The 16,440-nt window shown below is 38.2% G+C and carries 16 protein-coding genes, 2 tRNA genes and 1 riboswitch; of the genes, 13 read left to right on the top strand and 5 right to left on the bottom strand.

Translation table 11 applies throughout. The features are described 5' to 3' along the window. Positions 1–81: 81 nt before the first annotated feature. Positions 82–474: an acyl-CoA thioesterase gene (locus IFO69_RS10035; RefSeq protein WP_192009974.1), complete on the bottom strand. Its 393-nt coding sequence runs from the start codon at positions 472–474 to the stop codon at positions 82–84. 573 nt (positions 475–1,047) lie between these two features. Here IFO69_RS10035 and IFO69_RS10040 point away from each other — a divergent pair. The 6 genes from IFO69_RS10040 to IFO69_RS10065 all read left to right on the top strand — a co-directional run bounded on the left by IFO69_RS10040 (position 1,048) and on the right by IFO69_RS10065 (position 5,913). Continuing rightward, a complete protein-coding gene (locus IFO69_RS10040; protein ID WP_192009975.1) occupies positions 1,048–1,386 on the top strand; it encodes a hypothetical protein in 339 nt (112 codons plus the stop codon). Positions 1,387–1,417: 31 nt separating this feature from the next. Beyond that, positions 1,418–2,035 carry a hypothetical protein gene (locus IFO69_RS10045; protein ID WP_192009976.1) on the top strand — a complete coding sequence of 206 codons (618 nt, stop codon included), beginning with the start codon at positions 1,418–1,420 and terminating at the stop codon, positions 2,033–2,035. Next, entirely contained in the window at positions 2,014–2,784 is a 771-nt protein-coding gene (locus IFO69_RS10050; protein ID WP_192009977.1) for a sensor histidine kinase, read from the top strand. Before IFO69_RS10045 ends, IFO69_RS10050 begins: the two co-directional genes overlap by 22 nt. Further along, positions 2,774–3,475 carry a response regulator transcription factor gene (locus tag IFO69_RS10055; RefSeq protein ID WP_192009978.1) on the top strand — a complete coding sequence of 234 codons (702 nt, stop codon included), beginning with the start codon at positions 2,774–2,776 and terminating at the stop codon, positions 3,473–3,475. Before IFO69_RS10050 ends, IFO69_RS10055 begins: the two co-directional genes overlap by 11 nt. Positions 3,476–3,794: 319 nt before the next feature. Then, positions 3,795–4,658, top strand: coding sequence for a follicular epithelium yolk protein subunit (locus IFO69_RS10060; protein ID WP_192009979.1), 864 nt, complete (start codon positions 3,795–3,797; stop codon positions 4,656–4,658). Positions 4,659–4,857: 199 nt separating this feature from the next. Then, the gene (locus tag IFO69_RS10065; RefSeq protein ID WP_192009980.1) at positions 4,858–5,913 is read left to right on the top strand and encodes an ABC transporter substrate-binding protein; all 1,056 of its coding nucleotides are present in this window, start codon (positions 4,858–4,860) and stop codon (positions 5,911–5,913) included. Here IFO69_RS10065 and IFO69_RS10070 read toward each other — a convergent pair. The 3 genes from IFO69_RS10070 to IFO69_RS10080 form a co-directional block, all read right to left on the bottom strand. Next, a complete protein-coding gene (locus IFO69_RS10070; RefSeq protein ID WP_192009981.1) occupies positions 5,888–6,277 on the bottom strand; it encodes an Arm DNA-binding domain-containing protein in 390 nt (129 codons plus the stop codon). The genes IFO69_RS10065 and IFO69_RS10070 overlap by 26 nt on opposite strands. 296 nt (positions 6,278–6,573) lie before the next feature. Next, positions 6,574–6,648 (bottom strand) — tRNA-Pro (locus IFO69_RS10075). Positions 6,649–6,688: 40 nt separating this feature from the next. Next, positions 6,689–6,777: transfer RNA gene (locus IFO69_RS10080), tRNA-Ser, on the bottom strand. 404 nt (positions 6,778–7,181) lie between these two features. Here IFO69_RS10080 and IFO69_RS10085 point away from each other — a divergent pair. The 3 genes from IFO69_RS10085 (at position 7,182) to IFO69_RS10095 (ending at position 9,433) form a co-directional block, all read left to right on the top strand. Further along, a complete protein-coding gene (locus IFO69_RS10085; RefSeq protein WP_192009982.1) occupies positions 7,182–7,814 on the top strand; it encodes an NUDIX hydrolase in 633 nt (210 codons plus the stop codon). A gap of 116 nt (positions 7,815–7,930) precedes the next feature. Then, entirely contained in the window at positions 7,931–9,184 is a 1,254-nt protein-coding gene (locus IFO69_RS10090) for a DUF819 family protein (RefSeq protein WP_192009983.1), read from the top strand. Positions 9,185–9,187: 3 nt separating this feature from the next. Further along, positions 9,188–9,433, top strand: coding sequence for a (2Fe-2S) ferredoxin domain-containing protein (locus IFO69_RS10095; RefSeq protein ID WP_192009984.1), 246 nt, complete (start codon positions 9,188–9,190; stop codon positions 9,431–9,433). Between the two features lie 54 nt (positions 9,434–9,487). Here the strand turns inward: IFO69_RS10095 and IFO69_RS10100 are convergent, their stop codons facing one another. Continuing rightward, positions 9,488–9,808 carry a YbjQ family protein gene (locus tag IFO69_RS10100; RefSeq protein ID WP_192009985.1) on the bottom strand — a complete coding sequence of 107 codons (321 nt, stop codon included), beginning with the start codon at positions 9,806–9,808 and terminating at the stop codon, positions 9,488–9,490. A gap of 177 nt (positions 9,809–9,985) precedes the next feature. Between IFO69_RS10100 and IFO69_RS10105 the strand changes: the two genes are divergently transcribed. From IFO69_RS10105 to metF, 4 genes are all read left to right on the top strand, one after another. Then, on the top strand, positions 9,986–11,359 hold the full coding sequence (locus tag IFO69_RS10105; RefSeq protein WP_225444088.1) for a hypothetical protein: 1,374 nt from the start codon (positions 9,986–9,988) through the stop codon (positions 11,357–11,359). A 109-nt stretch (positions 11,360–11,468) separates the two neighbouring features. Then, positions 11,469–11,570, top strand: a riboswitch (SAM riboswitch). Positions 11,571–11,636: 66 nt separating this feature from the next. Next, a complete protein-coding gene (locus IFO69_RS10110) occupies positions 11,637–12,677 on the top strand; it encodes a homocysteine S-methyltransferase family protein (protein ID WP_192009986.1) in 1,041 nt (346 codons plus the stop codon). 5 nt (positions 12,678–12,682) lie between these two features. After that, positions 12,683–15,391: a methionine synthase gene (metH, locus tag IFO69_RS10115; RefSeq protein WP_192009987.1), complete on the top strand. Its 2,709-nt coding sequence runs from the start codon at positions 12,683–12,685 to the stop codon at positions 15,389–15,391. Between the two features lie 85 nt (positions 15,392–15,476). Next, complete coding sequence (gene metF / locus IFO69_RS10120) at positions 15,477–16,430, top strand: methylenetetrahydrofolate reductase [NAD(P)H] (RefSeq protein WP_192009988.1); 954 nt, start codon at positions 15,477–15,479, stop codon at positions 16,428–16,430. The last annotated feature ends 10 nt before the right edge of the window (positions 16,431–16,440 follow it).

Below are 16,440 nucleotides of genomic sequence, written 5' to 3' on the forward strand. Positions count from 1 at the left end.
TATCGATTAAGCCAAAGACATTATTTTGATCATTAGAGGCTATGCCTAGAAGTGGTCTATTTAGGTTTGTAAAGACCACTTTTAGTTACCTTTTAATCTATCCTTTACATATTCGACCTTGTGTTTTTGGTGAGCTTTAGGTAAACCATCCTCTCCTAAGTTTACCATAATGATTTCATCAATGGTAATGATAGTTTCTCTAGTCATCTTATTTCTCACCTCACACTTTAAGGTGATAGAAGTCCTGCCAAATTTTATAGGTTCTATCCCAATTTCAATAATGTCATTAACTCGAGCCGAAGCCATGAAATTGATGGCGGACATGTACTTGGTTACTACGTGCTTGTTTTCCAATTGAATAATTGCGTAGAGTGCGGCCTCTTCGTCTATCCAAGCTAACAAGCGTCCTCCAAACAAAGAATTATTGGCATTAAGGTCTTCTGGTTTGATCCATTTTCTAGTGTGAAATCTCATAAATTTGTTTTAGACTTAAACATCATTTTATCACAAATAATTTCGTCAATGGAATATACTTATTAAGAAGGTTTGAAGCGAATCTGGATAACCACTACTTTTTGGTTAGAATTATTGATCATTCAAATGATAGAATTCTCGGACAATATCCTATAACTTCTATCAAGGTAGGTTCTATACTAGTCTTTTCGGGAGGGATCAGTTTGAAGATATTTGTTTTTATACCTCAGTTGCCAAGTCATCTTGAATTTGAATAGTAGGCAATCAATCTTAATGATGATTATTTTTGTGTTGGTCGGGTTGTTATAAATTGAAAATTTTAAGCGAATAATGTTTCTTTCAATTTTATTGAAAGAAACATTAAACATAAAAAACTTAAGGCTGTTAAGAAATATAGCTTGTTGTTGTAAAATGTATCGATAAAGTAATCCAATGAAGGTTATTTGTATGTGAAATGATAATAGGAATTAATTTATTTTCCTTTGAATATACTTCTTTAAAGTTTAGTTTGCATTGTAATTAATACGTTTTAAAATCCGAGTTTAAATTCTTTTAATATTAAAAAGTGCAACTATGAAAAACACAATTCCTAAGCAGACTGCCAAGAAATGGATGCAACGATGGAAAAAAATGGAAAAGGATTATAATAAAAAGACACCGGTCAATGGATTTTTGGTACCTATGATAGATCTCCAAGAAGTTATGGCAGAGTTGGGAGCCACCAATGTCAGGACTTATCTAGGAATAGACGATAATGATACGGAGAAACTTTTGATAGTAGGTGTAGATGCCAATGGAAATGACATGGTAAATGAGGAAGAGGGGCAGTATGTATATGATTTCACCAGTCCGTGTCCACCGGATTGTGGAGAGATGGACCCTGATGGTTTATTGAGCTTGGACATGAATTAATAATTATTTGACCTGCTTCAAACTGTGAACTATGTATGGAATAATTCACTACTTAAATCTTATTACTTTGACTGGAGCAGTGTTTTTTGGTTGGAAGCATTATGCCAAAAGTAATCTTCCAACCAAAATTTTCACCATTACTTTTTCTCTTGTTTATTTAATTCAAATATCTAGTTTCTTACTGGCTAGATTTGGAATAAATAACTTGTTATTATTTCATTTTTATTTTGCCTTTCAATTAATAGGCTATGGATTATTTTACTGGAAGATTCTAAATAGCCGTAAGGTTAAGATGGTTTTTTTATTGGGACTAATTCTATGTGTCGGGTTAATTGGTTATGAATACAGTTCCAAATGGAATAATTTAAGTGGGGTTTTTGGAGGGTATTCTTATTTTAGTATGAATCTCTTATTTGTTTTCGCTTCTATTTTCCATTTGGTGAACGGTGTAATTAACAATCAAGAAGAAGGTTTCAGGTTTATCAATTACGGAATGGTTGTTTATCTAGGAGGTAGCTCGATTATATTTTTGTTAGGAGAGAGTCTTTCTAAAATTGAATGGAAACCGATTTTGCTGTTTAATGTAGTGTTATTTATGATTTTCCAAGTCTTTTATTTTCTAGAAATATGGAAAGTCAAAAGTTCGTAAACTACATACTGCTTGCAATTTCACTGGTATTGGTGCTTGCGGTTATTATCATTGTCGCTGTCGAGCTTATGAGAAGGAAGGTGATCAAAGAACAAATGCTTAACGCAGAACTAAAGCTCAAACATCAAACTGACCTTCTACACACTGTGATTCGGTCTCAGGAAGAAGAGCGGCGGCGTGTTTCTGATATTTTACATGATGATATTGGTTCGAAATTAACAACGATAAAATTAAGCCTGTACCAACTTTCTGGAAATGACAATTTGGAGCTGTTAAATGGTCTTAAGGAGCTTTCTGAAAAGGTGGTCAGCAGGACGAGAGAATTATCCCATGCTTACTCTCCACTAATCGTAGAGAAGTTTGGTTTGGAAGCTGGTATCCATGAACTATTGGATGAAGTCCAGACAGGGTCAAGGATCGGGACCCGTTTTAAAGTGGACATTGAAGAAAACTTATTGGATCAGGAAACCCGTCTGATCATTTATCGAATTAGCCAGGAATTGATTAATAACACGGTAAAGCATGCTGATGCACAAGAGATAAAAATTAATATTCGTGTGAATGACGATGGTCTGTTCTACCTTTATGAAGATAATGGGAAAGGCTTCGATGTGAAAAAATCGAGTGATGGATTAGGCATGTTGAACCTTCAAAATCGTGTGGATATGATGAAAGGTAGTTTGGAAACCTGGAGTGAGCAGGGAAAAGGAATGAAAGTAACGATAAAAAAGTCTTTTGATGGATCTTAAAACAAATATAGTCTTGGCGGATGATGAAACACTTTTTAGGGGTGTGCTTAAGCAGATGTTAGAAAGTACAGGGAAATTTGAAGTGCTTTTTGATGCTGGCAATGGAGCAGAACTTATTGAAAAGCTAGCAGCCGCCGAGAAGGTTGATTTTCCAGATATTGTGCTGATGGATCTAAAAATGCCTGAAATGAATGGTATAGAGGCCACGAAGGTGATTACAAAAAAATATCCTGACCTTAAAGTAATCGCTTTGACCACTCATAAAGGAAAACCATTTATTCTTAATATGCTCAACCTTGGAGCTGCGGGTTATATCACAAAAGATGCAGAACCAGATGAAATGGTCCAAACAATCAATGAGGTGGCGGCAAAGGGCTTTTATTATAGCCAAGAAGTGCTTCAAATTATTAATGGAGACTTTCTCAATAGAAATAAAAAAAACAGTGTTTCTCCTTTAGATCCTGGCTTCATTACCAAAAGGGAAAAGGAGGTTTTACTTTTGCTTTGTCAACAGTTTAGAACCCAAGAAATAGCTGAAAAGCTGTTTTTGAGTGAAAGAACGGTTGAAGGACACCGAAATAACTTGTTGAGCAAAACAAACTCAAAGAATGTAGTGGGTTTGATTGTTTACGGTTTACAGCATGAAATTATTGATATAAGTGACCTTACCGATCCGATCAACGGAATATAAGTTTTTATACTTTTGGAGTAGAAATACTTGGTTTTTGAAATGGTGGTTTATCCCCTTTATTTTTTTGTTTATTTCCACCAATTTTGAATAGACATCAACGAACAGGGGATTTCACCAACCAAATCCAGCAAAGCTATCCTTTATAGTGGGAGTGAAATCAATTTGACATTTAGTCATCAATCAATAGTGGTTGTTTAGGTAAACCTATGTTTGCCGATAACCGCATTTTTGGAAAAGAATATCAAAATTCGGAGTAAGCCGAAAATCCTTTCAAAAGAGTAGGCAAAACCAAGTTTTTCAACTTTAAATTTTTAATATTATGGGAATCAGCATTAGTATTATTGCAGGAAAAGACAAATCTGTCTCCAGTGTCAATGCAAGTGGAACCGTTCAGCATGTCATCACCGATGATGAAAGAACGACCTTTAGATTGGGCGATAAACAGTTAAAAGACGCTGTAAAGGCTTACTTTGGTAAATCTCCCAATGATGCCTACCTGCACAGTCCAACTCCTTGGGGGGATTTGTATAAAAAGTACAGTTGGCCACAAGTACAAATGGTATTGGTGGTACAAAGTGCAGAAATTTTGGGCATAACTTCTGAACCAGTAATTGTAAAGACTCAGGAGTTTACCAATGATAGCAGCAAAAAAGGAACATTTAATGTGGCCATTTCCGAAACACTCAGTAACACCACCAGCTCCAACTGGAGTACAGGAGGTACCTTAAGTGTGGGGCAAAAAATCTCTTATGGAGTGGAGTTTTTAGGATCAGGTGTAAAGGGAGAGACTACCCTTTCATACAGCCAGTCTTGGGGAATAGGTGGACAAGAATCCAAATCAATCACAGTAGGCTCCACTTCTGGGGTAAGTGTGACTCTTGACCCGGGAGAGTCTGTTTTGGCTGAACTTTCGGCAAGCCGTGGCGTGATGAAAGTTCGAATCAAGTACAACGCCTATTTGATTGGAAATACGGCCATTAATTACAATCCAACTTACAAAGGCCATCACTTTTGGAGTTTAGGTATTGGTGGTGTGATGTCATCAGGAGGTGTCAAGAATTCAGTCCAGTCAACTGAAGATATCGATATTGGATATTATTCCAATTCCAAAATTGAATTGAAAGACAAAACAAGTGGAAAATTAGTTTCTGAACGAGTGCTTGAGGATCAAGTAGGAGTTTAAGCGTTTAATTGATTTTTTAGCAACAGCAACAGCAAAAATCTGTTGCTGTTGCTGTTTTTAATTAGAGGCTATTTGACCAGGTATTTTTACTTGATTTTTTCTATGCGAAGTAATGCGCTGTTAAAATATATTACCAGTCCGCATTTTTGTAGCTACCAACATGAGTAAATAAAATTCAACCATAAAATTAATTTTTTCGATGATGAAAGTAGGATTGTTAATACCGTTCTCAGGCCTGGTCTCCAGCATAGGACAGGAAATCGAAAAAGGCCTGAGACTAGGTTGTAGTGGGTTTGATATAGAAGAGGTATCAATTGTTACCCAATATTTGAATTGTGACGAGATTGATAGAAATAGAGATGCTCTTAATGATCTAATTAAAGCTGAAAATGCTCAGCTCATTATTGCTGTCTTAAACTGTGATCAGTCCGAGCTTATGAAAGCCCATTTTGAGAAATGTGGAAGACCTGTCGTAATCTTTAATTTAGCTGCTTGTAGGGATGTGATAAAGGAAAAGAAGCTTTCCAATGTCTTTTTGAATAGTTTGGATTTAAGTTCCAGTCAGTATGTACTGAGTAATTTTGCAAAGGATCTTTTGGATCAAACTTGTGTTTGCTTAGATAGGGTAGAAGAAAAAGGAGTGGGTACGATGTCAAAAAAATTAATGCAGCACATATCCGGGGATATGTTAGGCTACTTATACGGAGAAGAGGATATACAGGAAGTCCTGAATTTTGCTCAACAACACCGTCCCAGGCATATTCACATACTAACTGCTTCTCATTCCATTTTTTCCAAGTTCATAAAACTTTTAAAAGAAGAAAAATTTTCAAAAGTCGTTAAGGTTTCTTTTATACCTTATTTTTCAGACACCAGCACTATGAAAGTTTTAGAGGTTAGTAGTCGAAATATTTTTTCTGCATCTACTTGGTTTAAAGAAATAGATAATGAAGCCAACTTAGAGTTTGTGGAGAATTATCATAATAATTTCGGGTCTGCTCCAGAGGGCTATGCCTTGTTGGCTTACGAAGTAGGACTATTGCTTAGAAATAGCCTAGAGGAGAAATCAGGTAAAATTTCAAAAGAGAGATTGTTAGTTGATTTAAACCGTGTAAATGTACTCGGTCCGCGTGGAGCTATTGATTTACATACTCAGCGTATTAGTGCCAATCCAGTATATGTTTCGAAAGTAGGACTTGGATGGGATGGCCTTAGTTTAAAAAGGGAAATTATCTCTTGTGAGGAGATGGTATAAGCATTTCACGGTGGTAAGTGAAAATCGAAGAAAGAGAGTGTTCAATTTTTTCTATTCCTAAAAATTTATTTTTTAAATCTTCAGCAGTTGGGGTTTCATTCCTAATAATGGTATCCTGATACAGTGTTACAATTTTTGATCTAATACTCTCAATGAACTGATTGAATTTAATAGTTTCAGGATTTGAGCCTTTCGCTAACCCTTTCATACCATTCCAAAATCTTGGTTCAATTGACTTCCTAACTGAAAAATCGGCTCGGCGGCCATCAACCGTTATTCTTGCATAAATAGGTGCTCGTCCGTTTTTTGCTTTGTATTTCTTAATAAAGAAAATTACTCCAAAGGTGTTAAAATTGCTTTTCATGTTCATTCATTTTAGTTCAAGATGATTTGGTCTGAAATGGGGCACAAAAGCGAGTCGGATAAAACCGAATCAAAGGCCTTCATACGAATAAATTTAACTTCAACTACAAAATGATAACCTTTTGAAATATAGTAGGTTAAATCACATTCTGTGCCCCAAATATATAATTTTAAATGGGGCCACGAATAGGGCACAAACATTATGATATATCTTGATGTTTTTTGGGTCATTAAAAAATAAAAAAACCTCTAAACATACCATTTAGAGGGTTTTGGTTCTTTTTGATCTGAATCTTGTCGGGGTGGCAGGATTCGAACCTGCGACCTCCTCGTCCCAAACGAGGCGCGATGACCGGGCTACGCTACACCCCGAACTTTTAATAAAAAAAGGATTCTGATGAATCCTTTGATGTAGAGAGTGGGGGATTCGAACCCCCGGTACGGTTTGACCCGTACGACAGTTTAGCAAACTGCTGGTTTAAGCCACTCACCCAACTCTCTGTGCTGCTAGAAAAACACTTGCCGTTTCCCCCTTAAAGCGATGCAAATATAAAAGATTATTATTCATTTTTACAAACTTAGAAACTGAATTAATTATAGCTATTTTGATTTGTTGGGTATATCATAAACTAATCTTCTGTGATTCAGTAAGAAAAAAAACAATAAATTTTCCAATTCCTGAAGGTTTTTATTGAATCACACTTTAATGATATACCCACAGTTCCAATTTCAGTTTGAAAGAAATACCCAAATCAACCAAATGTATAAGTTTATGCAAGCAATTTTTCGCCTAAACTTTTTTGATCCATCTTCATCTTTATTATTTTCCTAGTTACTTGGAGAGCATTTAACTATGGAATTAAAGTAAAGTATAATCTGTTAGAGGGTTGGAAAATTGAGCATATATGCAACTAGAAGAAGTAATTGATATCATTGAAAATAAACTTCAATACCCATTGCCAGGGAGGAAAGGCCAAATTGTAATGGCTCCTCAGCCCTTGAATGAGGCTCGGTTTGCACAACAGGACTTAAAAAATGCCAGAAAGGGAGCGGTGTTGATATTGCTGTACCCCGGAGAAAATGGTTGCATGGTTCCTTTTATCAAAAGGCCTGAGTATGATGGAACGCATAGTGGGCAAGTTTCTTTTCCAGGAGGGAAATGGGAAGAATCAGATCAAAATCTACAAGAAACGGCATTAAGGGAAACAGAGGAAGAAATTGGAGTTGACCGTGCTCAAATTCAATTATTGGGTAAACTCTCACAGTTATTTATTCCCCCAAGCAACTTTTTGGTTACGCCTTACATTGGCTTTATGCGCTCAGTTCCAGTATTTAAGCCAGACCCTAGAGAGGTGGCTAGAGTCATTACTTGTGACTTTAGTGTTTTGGTTGATCATAATATCCGCAAAGAAAAGGATTTTGTGCTTGCTCGTGGAGCTAAGATTAAAGCTCCATATTTTGATATCGATCAAGAAACGATTTGGGGAGCAACCGCTATGATGCTTGGAGAATTAATGACCATTTGGGAACAAAAGTAAGGATAGAAAGATTCTTATCGTAAGAATTTTAAAAGCACATAAAACAAGGGTTAATTTTTTTTTCTTTTAGGTTTTACTTCTTTTGTGGGATAAATTGTTTTCATAATTTAAAATCCATGCAGGAATCTACTCCCTTAATTACCAATGACGCTGTAGTATTAGGAATTCTAATGGTCATATTGGCATTGGTATTTGGTACAGCAAGCAGCAAAAAAGTTTTTTGGCAAAAATTCTATCGGATAGTACCTACTGTATTGCTCTGTTATTTTCTTCCATCCATTTTAAATACACTTGGAATTATTTCAGGGCAAAGTTCCAATTTGTACCAAGTGGCTTCTCGGTATTTACTTCCTGCTTCATTGGTGCTTTTGACTTTGAGTATTGACTTTAATTCTATTCTTAAATTAGGTCCTAAAGCGCTGATAATGTTTCTGGCTGGAACTTTCGGCATAATCTTGGGAGGCCCTCTGGCTGTTTTGACGGTTTCAGTATTTGACCCTTCAGTTGTAGGGGGAGCAGGTCCAGACGAAGTTTGGAGAGGTTTGGCAACGATAGCTGGGAGTTGGATCGGCGGGGGAGCCAATCAAACTGCTATGCTAAAGACCTTTGGAGCCAGTCCTGAATTATTCAGTCAGATGATTGCTGTGGATGTGGTTATGGCCAATTTATGGTTGGCATTTTTGCTGTATTGGGCAGCAAATCCAGACAGAATAGATAAAATATTCAAAGCAGACAGTTCTTCCATCATTGAGCTCCAAAAGAAAGTAGAAGCTTATAGAGGAAGTATTATGAAGATTCCGAATATGACTGACACCTTGTTGGTATTGGGGGTAGGTTTTGGAATCACTGGGCTTTCCCATTGGTTGGCTGATTTTATTGCGCCTTGGATAGGAACAAATTATCCTGAACTGGAAAAGTACTCCTTGGACTCTGCATTTTTCTGGATCGTGGTCATAGCGACCACCGGTGGTTTGATTTTGTCATTTACCAAAGCCAGAAATTTGGAAGGTGTTGGAGCAAGCCGTTTAGGAAGTGTTTTACTCTATGTATTGATTGCGACTGTGGGTATGCAAATGGATTTATTTGCTATATTGGATAACCCAACCTTGTTTGTAGTAGGAGGACTTTGGATGGTTTTTCACATTGTGATCATGCTCATTGTGGCATATTTTATCAAAGCACCTTTCTTCTTTGTTGCTGTGGGCTCACAGGCCAACGTAGGAGGAGCTGCCTCAGCACCTATCGTGGCTTCAGCATTTAATCCATCCTTGGCTCCTGTAGGAGTTTTGTTAGCAGTGTTTGGTTATGCAGCAGGAACTTATGGAGCTTATTTGTGCGGATTACTGTTGCAATTGGTATCAAACCTGTAGAATATGGCGCTTTATAGAAAATTCATATTTGTCTGCACTGGCTCAGACTGTAAAAAGAATGGTTGCAAAGGACTATTAAAAGAGGCCAAAGATGTCATTAAATTGGATGACCATAAGGGGAAATACAAATTAGTAAAGACAAAATGTATGGACTTCTGTAAAACAGGACCTGTGGTAGTGGTCAGCAATGAGGTAATTAAAAAGGCTGACAAGATGAAACTAAAAATGGCTTTGGATGCCCACAAGTAATCCAATTGGTCAAAAGAAGGAAAGCTATCCCGATTTTAGGGATAGCTTTTTTTATTATTTCGGTTCAATTACCACAGCCGTTCCGCTGGCAGTAACCATCAACATGCCATCTCTTATGGTTTCATAGTCAAGGTCAACTCCCACTACAGCGTTTCCACCAAACGCTCTTGCCTGCATTTCCATTTCTGCCAAAGAAGTGGTCTTGGCTTCTTTCAGAACTTTTTCATAAGCTCCAGAGCGGCCACCGACGATATCTGTAATACTCGCAAAAAAGTCTCTAAATACATTGGCCCCAATGATGGTTTCACCGGTCACAATTCCGCAATAACGCTTGATCTCATGTCCTTCAACTGATGGTGTTGTTGTTGTAATCATTTTGTTCATTTTAATGGTAAAAAGATTATTTGTGAAATTCTTGCTGAAGTTAATAAAATGAAATGATTTTTAGGCCTACTTGATAATAGGTTTAGGCACAAGCTTTGCTAAAGTTTCAACTATTACTCGCTCAAATGCAGCATTACCCATTCTTTTAACTAGATTCAAGTTTAGGTTTTGGATAAGAAAAGTATCGTATTGAATTATTATAATTTTATTTTTGTGGGGAAATTGCAACTCATGAGACTTGTCGCCTTTGTTTTTGTTTTGATCATCAGCACCCACTGTATTTTTGCCCAAGGGTTAAACCGCTATCAGAGGACTACCTTCAATGTGTTTTTTGGAACTTCTGGCGCAAACCTACAGGGCTTGGATGACTTTTTGGAAGACAGGGGAGAAGAGCCTCTTCCAAACAATTATAGAACTTATGGGCTGGCTTACCAGAGCCGCTTCAATGATTTTATTGTGGGAGCGGAGCTTTACCAAAACAATGGTGCCAATGGCATGTATGGTGATTATACCTTGGATTATAGAACGACCAGGTTGTTTCTAAATGTAGGCTATAGCTTTACGGAAGAAGGAAAATTCCATTTGATCCACTATATGTCCATGGGAGTTGGATATTTGAACTTTCAAATGCTTAAAGAAGTCAATGATTATACGCTGGATGATTTTTTGGATAATCCTGCCAATGGATTCATTTTAAGGAAAAATGATATCACACAGGGAAGTAATAAGTTGGGTGGTTTTCTAACAGAAATTGGTTTTGAAGTGGGCTATGACCTTAATATCTTACCAAGTGAAGAGGAAATTTCCCTCATTGCCAAAGTCGGTTACTCCTTCAATCCTTTTGAAGAATCATGGAAAATCAATGGGTTTACTTTCGACAATCTTCAAAGTGGAGCATTCATCCGAATAGGAGCAGGGATTACCTTGCCTGAAGAAAACTACTTTTACCGAGATGCTTCTTTAGGTATTCATTTTATTTATGGTCAGCATTTCAGTAAACCGAACGCTTTAAATCAACATTTAAGAGATAATGGTTACAAAGAGCTTTCAGGAGTTCCTCAAAACCTTGGATTGAAGATTCTTGGTGAAAACAGAGGGTTCCTATATGGACTGGATGTCTATAATGTAACCATGCATGGCAATGCTAACGAGAACTATCTGCAGAGTCTAAACAGTGTGAGAGTTTATGGGAATATGGGACAAAAAATCATCGATTTGAATGATTGGGAAGTAGGATTATTGGGAGGTTTGGGCTATGCTAATTTGAGGTATTCATTGATGCATAAGAGGAAAGTTCCTTTTCCAGAATTGATTGATATTCCTGATTATGATGGAGAACTCCGAAAAGGTGGAATGATGGCCAAACCTGAAGTATATCTGGCTTATGCATTGTCCCTATCCAAGAAGGATAAAGTTGATCTCGTATTATCACTTAATGGAGGTTACGAGCTTCCTATTGGAAAATATAAACTGGGGGATGTCAGTATGTCCCAATACATGAGCTCACCCTATTTGCAGTTAGGAGTAGGTGTTAGGCCATAAGGCAGAAATAGGCAATGCATTTAACGCCATTAGCAATTCGCTTGACGAATCCTTAAATAAATTCTGATTATTGCAATTGTTTTCCATCATTTCCTGTTAACTTTGGATTTGCTTATCGAGAAAGACTGAGGGAAGGGCCCGATGACGTCTTAGCAACCTGCAACAACAAGGTGCTAACTCCCATCCTGAGAAAGACAGGAAAAGATGAGCGATAGAATATTTTCTACGTTTTTCTACCGGTTCTTTGCTCGATAAAGCTTTTAATTAATTGAAGAGCATGAATACAAGAACTGACATATTACTTCAACAACTTCAAAAGAAAATCTTAATTCTCGATGGTGCCATGGGGACTATGATCCAACGTTACAAGTTGGAAGAGAAGGATTTTAGAACTTCGGCATTGGAGCATCACCCTAAACCACTCAAAGGGAACAATGATTTATTGTCATTGAGCAGACCGGATATCATCAGGGCAATTCACCAAGCTTACTTGGATGCAGGTTCTGATATTTTGGAGACCAATACTTTTAGCAGCACGACCATTGCTCAAGATGATTATGACCTTTCTCATTTGGCCTATGAACTGAATTTTGAGTCTGCCAAGATAGCAAAGGAAGTGGCTTTGGCCCAATCGGAAAAAACACCAGATCAACCCCGGTTTGTTGCTGGGGCTATTGGCCCAACAAATAGGACTGCTTCCATCTCTCCAGATGTTAATGATCCCGGTTTCAGGGCGATTAATTTTGACCAATTGGCTGAAGCCTATGCCGAGCAAGTTAGAGGATTGTTGGATGGTGGATCCGATATATTATTAGTGGAAACTATATTCGATACGCTTAACGCCAAAGCTGCCCTGTTTGCCATTCAGGAAGTATTTGAGGAAAAGGGGATTCCTTTGAACCCTGAAGAAGGTGGAATACCTATTATGATTTCTGGCACCATCACAGATGCTTCAGGAAGAACATTGTCTGGACAAACTACCGAAGCATTCTTGATTTCACTTTCACATGTGCCTTTGATCAGTATTGGGTTGAATTGTGCTTTGGGCGCTAAAGAGTTAAGACCTTACTTAAAGGTTCTGGCTGAAAAAGCACCATTTTATGTAAGTGCTTATCCCAATGCAGGCCTACCAAATGAATTTGGTCAGTATGATCAAACGGCAAAAGAGATGGCTGATCAGGTTGAGGAATTCCTGAAAGATGGATTGATCAATATCCTTGGAGGATGTTGTGGCACAACACCAGAACATATCCAAACCATCGCTGAGATAAGTAAAAAGTATAAACCCCGAAAATTGGCATTTGCAATAGAAGAATAGTGGGAATGGATAATAAAATTAATAACAATTTACTCAAACTCTCAGGTCTTGAGCCTTTGGTATTTACACCTGAGTTGAATTTTGTCAATATTGGTGAACGGACCAATGTGACGGGTTCAAAGAAGTTTGCCCGATTAATTTTAAATGGGCAATTCGATGAGGCCTTGGAAGTAGCGCTCGACCAAGTGAGGGGCGGCGCACAGGTCCTTGATGTATGTATGGACGAGGGTATGTTGGATGGAGAAGCTTCCATGGTCAGGTACCTAAATCTTTTGGCTTCAGAACCAGAAATCAGTAGAATTCCTATTGTCGTAGATAGCTCAAAGTGGAATATCATTTTAGCAGGACTAAAGTGCATCCAAGGAAAAGGAATTGTAAACTCCATTAGTTTAAAGAATGGAGAAGAAGAGTTTATCCACCAGGCTAAAACCATTAAAAAGTTTGGAGCTGCAGTGGTGGTGATGGCCTTTGATGAGGAGGGGCAAGCCGATACCTATCAGCGAAGAATTGATATTTGTAAAAGAAGTTATGATATTCTTGTGAATGAAGTGAAATTCAATAGGCAAGACATCATCTTTGATCCAAATATTTTTCCAGTAGCAACTGGAATGGATGAGCATAAGACCAATGCTATTGACTTTTTTAAAGCTACCAAGTGGATCAAGGAAAACTTACCCGGTGCCAAAGTCAGTGGTGGGGTCAGTAATGTCAGCTTCTCCTTTAGAGGAAACAACCCTGTTCGGGAAGCCATGCATGCGGTATTTTTATACCATGCGATCCAACATGGTATGGATATGGGTATTGTAAATCCATCTATGCTGGAAGTGTATGATGATATTCCAAAAGACTTGCTCGAGCATGTGGAAGATGTGATCTGGAACAGAAGGGAGGATGCTACCGAAAGATTGCTTGATTTCGCGGAAACTGTTAAGTCTACTGGTAAGAAAGAAGCAGTGAGTGAAGCTTGGCGGTCAGATTCTGTGGCCAAAAGGATAGAACACTCTTTGGTCAAAGGAATTATCGACCATATTGTGGAAGATGCTGAAGAAGCACGTCAAGAATTAAAGAGTCCTTTGAAAGTAATAGAAGGACCTTTGATGGATGGGATGAATGTGGTAGGTGATCTCTTTGGTTCAGGAAAGATGTTCTTACCTCAGGTGGTGAAGTCTGCTCGAGTGATGAAAAAGGCGGTTGCCTATTTAGAGCCATTTATGCCCAAAGCGGGAGATGCCGATTTCAATGAAAGTCAAAGTTCCATCAAAAAGGTTTTGCTAGCCACCGTAAAAGGAGATGTTCATGACATTGGTAAAAATATCGTAGGGGTTGTATTGGCTTGTAATAGCTACCAGATCATAGATTTGGGTGTAATGGTGGATGCCCAAACCATTATTGGTGAAGCGATTAAGAATAAAGTGGACATCATTGGATTGAGTGGTTTGATTACACCTTCCTTGGATGAAATGGTCAATGTAGCCTCTGAAATGGAGCGACAAGGACTTAAAATTCCATTGTTGATTGGTGGAGCGACAACTAGCCGAATCCACACCGCTGTTAAAATAGATCCTGTTTACAGTGGTACGGTGGTTCACGTTTTGGATGCTTCCAAATCTGTTCCTGTGGCAGGTGAAGCGATCAGCGAAGAAACACGGGGCGCTTATCATCAGCAGATCAAGGCAACATATGCAGAATTGCGTGAAGCGCACCAAGCCAAGCAAGAAGCCAAGCAATTGGCCACTTATGAGGAATCAAAAGCCAACCCTACCACTATTGATTGGGAGAATTATAAACCTGTGAAACCCACAAAACTGGGGAAGACTATTTTAAATCTTGACCTTGAGGTTTTAAGAAATTATATAGATTGGACTCCTTTCTTTAGTACATGGATGCTAGCAGGCAAATACCCAAAAATCCTCAAGGATGAGGTAGTGGGAGAACAAGCGCAAAAACTCTATGATGAAGCGAATTTGATGCTCGATAAAATCATAGCAGAAAAATGGCTTGAAGCCAAGGCAGTTGTGGGATTATTTCCTGTTCTGAGAAGCGGAGATGACCTTACCATTCTAAATGAAAATAATCAAGAAACTTCAACCCAGTTCCATTTCCTAAGACAACAAGGGAAAAAAGGCAAAGGTGTGCCAAACCGATCTTTAGCAGACTACTTGCATCCTGATGAAGTAGATTACTTTGGAGGTTTTGCAGTAACGGCTGGTTTGAAAATGGATGATAGGGTAGAAACCTACAAGGCTGCTGGTGATGACTACAATGAAATTATGTTCAAAGCCTTAGGTGACCGATTAGCGGAAGCGGCTGCTGAATACATGCATGAAGTGGTTAGAAAAGATCTATGGGGGTATGCCAAAGAGGAAAGTCTTGACAATGATGCCTTGATCAAAGAAGCTTATAAAGGCATTCGTCCTGCACCAGGTTATCCAGCCTGTCCTGAACATTCCGAGAAAATCACTTTATTCCAGCTGCTTGATGTAGAAAATACAATTGGCGTTAGTCTTACAGACAGCTTTGCCATGATACCAACTTCTTCTGTAAGTGGATTTTATTTTGGAAATCCTGATAGTAAATATTTTGGTCTGGGCAAGATAGGAGAAGATCAAGTGGAAAGTTACGCGCAGCGTAAAGGAGTTTCCAAGGAGCAAGCTGAAAAGTGGCTCAGTCCTAATTTGGCTTACAATCCTAGCCTTAATCCTGTAATGGAATAATCATTAGCTTAGACAATACCACGTGAAGTGCTTTTTAAAAAAATATATAAAAGCACTTCACGTTATGTGACAACCATAAATACCCATGAAAGTAACAGAACACATCAAACAATCGAAAAAAACACTTTTTTCATTTGAAATTCTTCCTCCTCTAAAAGGACAAAGCTTGAATGAAATGCTGGATGGCATTTCTCCTTTAATGGAATTTAATCCTCCTTTTATCGATGTGACCTACCATCGTGAAGAGTATGTTTATAAAAAGCACCCAAATGGCCTGCTTGAAAAAGTAAGCACCAGAAAGCGTCCCGGTACTGTAGGGATTTGTGCGGCATTGATGAACAGGTTCAAGGTGGATGCAGTTCCTCATATCCTTTGCGGTGGCTTTAACAAAGAAGAAACCGAAAATGCCTTAATTGACCTTAATTTTATAGGTGTAGAAAATGTTTTGGCGCTAAGAGGTGATGCACCCAAGTCTGAAGGCAGGTTTGTTCCTGAAGAAAATGGTCATAACTATACCAATGAACTGGTCAGCCAGATTGTGGGAATGAATAATGGAAAGTATTTGCACGAAGAAACTGAAACGGGCTTTCAGACGGATTTTTGTATTGGCGTAGCTGGCTATCCAGAAAAACACTTTGAAGCACCTAGTTTCAAATTTGATCTGAAGAACTTAAAAGCCAAAGTAGATGCAGGAGCGGAGTATATTGTGACCCAAATGTTTTTTGACAATCAAAAGTATTTCGATTTTGTGAAAAGTGTTAGGGAAGCAGGTATTACCGTTCCGATCATTCCTGGGTTGAAACCTATCACTACACTAGGACAGATTACAGTGTTACCAAGTATATTCTTTTTGGATATGCCCGATGCCCTGATGGATGAGTTAGAGAAGTGCAAAACCAATGCAGATGTAAGGCAGGTAGGTATAGAATGGGCCATCCAACAAAGTAAGGAATTGGTGGATTTTGGAGTGCCCTGTTTACATTACTATACGATGAGTAAAGCAGCTACTGTTCATAAGGTAGCCAGCGAAGTTTTTTAATGTGTTTATA

Source organism: Echinicola arenosa (assembly GCF_014841125.1).
Lineage (GTDB): Bacteria > Bacteroidota > Bacteroidia > Cytophagales > Cyclobacteriaceae > Echinicola > Echinicola arenosa.

Coding starts and splice junctions, on each gene's coding strand:
- IFO69_RS10035 (WP_192009974.1), bottom strand. CDS start 474: ATGAGATTTCACACTAGAAAATGGATCAAACCAGAAGACCTTAATGCC.
- IFO69_RS10040 (WP_192009975.1), top strand. CDS start 1,048: ATGAAAAACACAATTCCTAAGCAGACTGCCAAGAAATGGATGCAACGA.
- IFO69_RS10045 (WP_192009976.1), top strand. CDS start 1,418: ATGTATGGAATAATTCACTACTTAAATCTTATTACTTTGACTGGAGCA.
- IFO69_RS10050 (WP_192009977.1), top strand. CDS start 2,014: ATGGAAAGTCAAAAGTTCGTAAACTACATACTGCTTGCAATTTCACTG.
- IFO69_RS10055 (WP_192009978.1), top strand. CDS start 2,774: ATGGATCTTAAAACAAATATAGTCTTGGCGGATGATGAAACACTTTTT.
- IFO69_RS10060 (WP_192009979.1), top strand. CDS start 3,795: ATGGGAATCAGCATTAGTATTATTGCAGGAAAAGACAAATCTGTCTCC.
- IFO69_RS10065 (WP_192009980.1), top strand. CDS start 4,858: ATGATGAAAGTAGGATTGTTAATACCGTTCTCAGGCCTGGTCTCCAGC.
- IFO69_RS10070 (WP_192009981.1), bottom strand. CDS start 6,277: ATGAAAAGCAATTTTAACACCTTTGGAGTAATTTTCTTTATTAAGAAA.
- IFO69_RS10085 (WP_192009982.1), top strand. CDS start 7,182: ATGCAACTAGAAGAAGTAATTGATATCATTGAAAATAAACTTCAATAC.
- IFO69_RS10090 (WP_192009983.1), top strand. CDS start 7,931: ATGCAGGAATCTACTCCCTTAATTACCAATGACGCTGTAGTATTAGGA.
- IFO69_RS10095 (WP_192009984.1), top strand. CDS start 9,188: ATGGCGCTTTATAGAAAATTCATATTTGTCTGCACTGGCTCAGACTGT.
- IFO69_RS10100 (WP_192009985.1), bottom strand. CDS start 9,808: ATGATTACAACAACAACACCATCAGTTGAAGGACATGAGATCAAGCGT.
- IFO69_RS10110 (WP_192009986.1), top strand. CDS start 11,637: ATGAATACAAGAACTGACATATTACTTCAACAACTTCAAAAGAAAATC.
- metH (WP_192009987.1), top strand. CDS start 12,683: ATGGATAATAAAATTAATAACAATTTACTCAAACTCTCAGGTCTTGAG.
- metF (WP_192009988.1), top strand. CDS start 15,477: ATGAAAGTAACAGAACACATCAAACAATCGAAAAAAACACTTTTTTCA.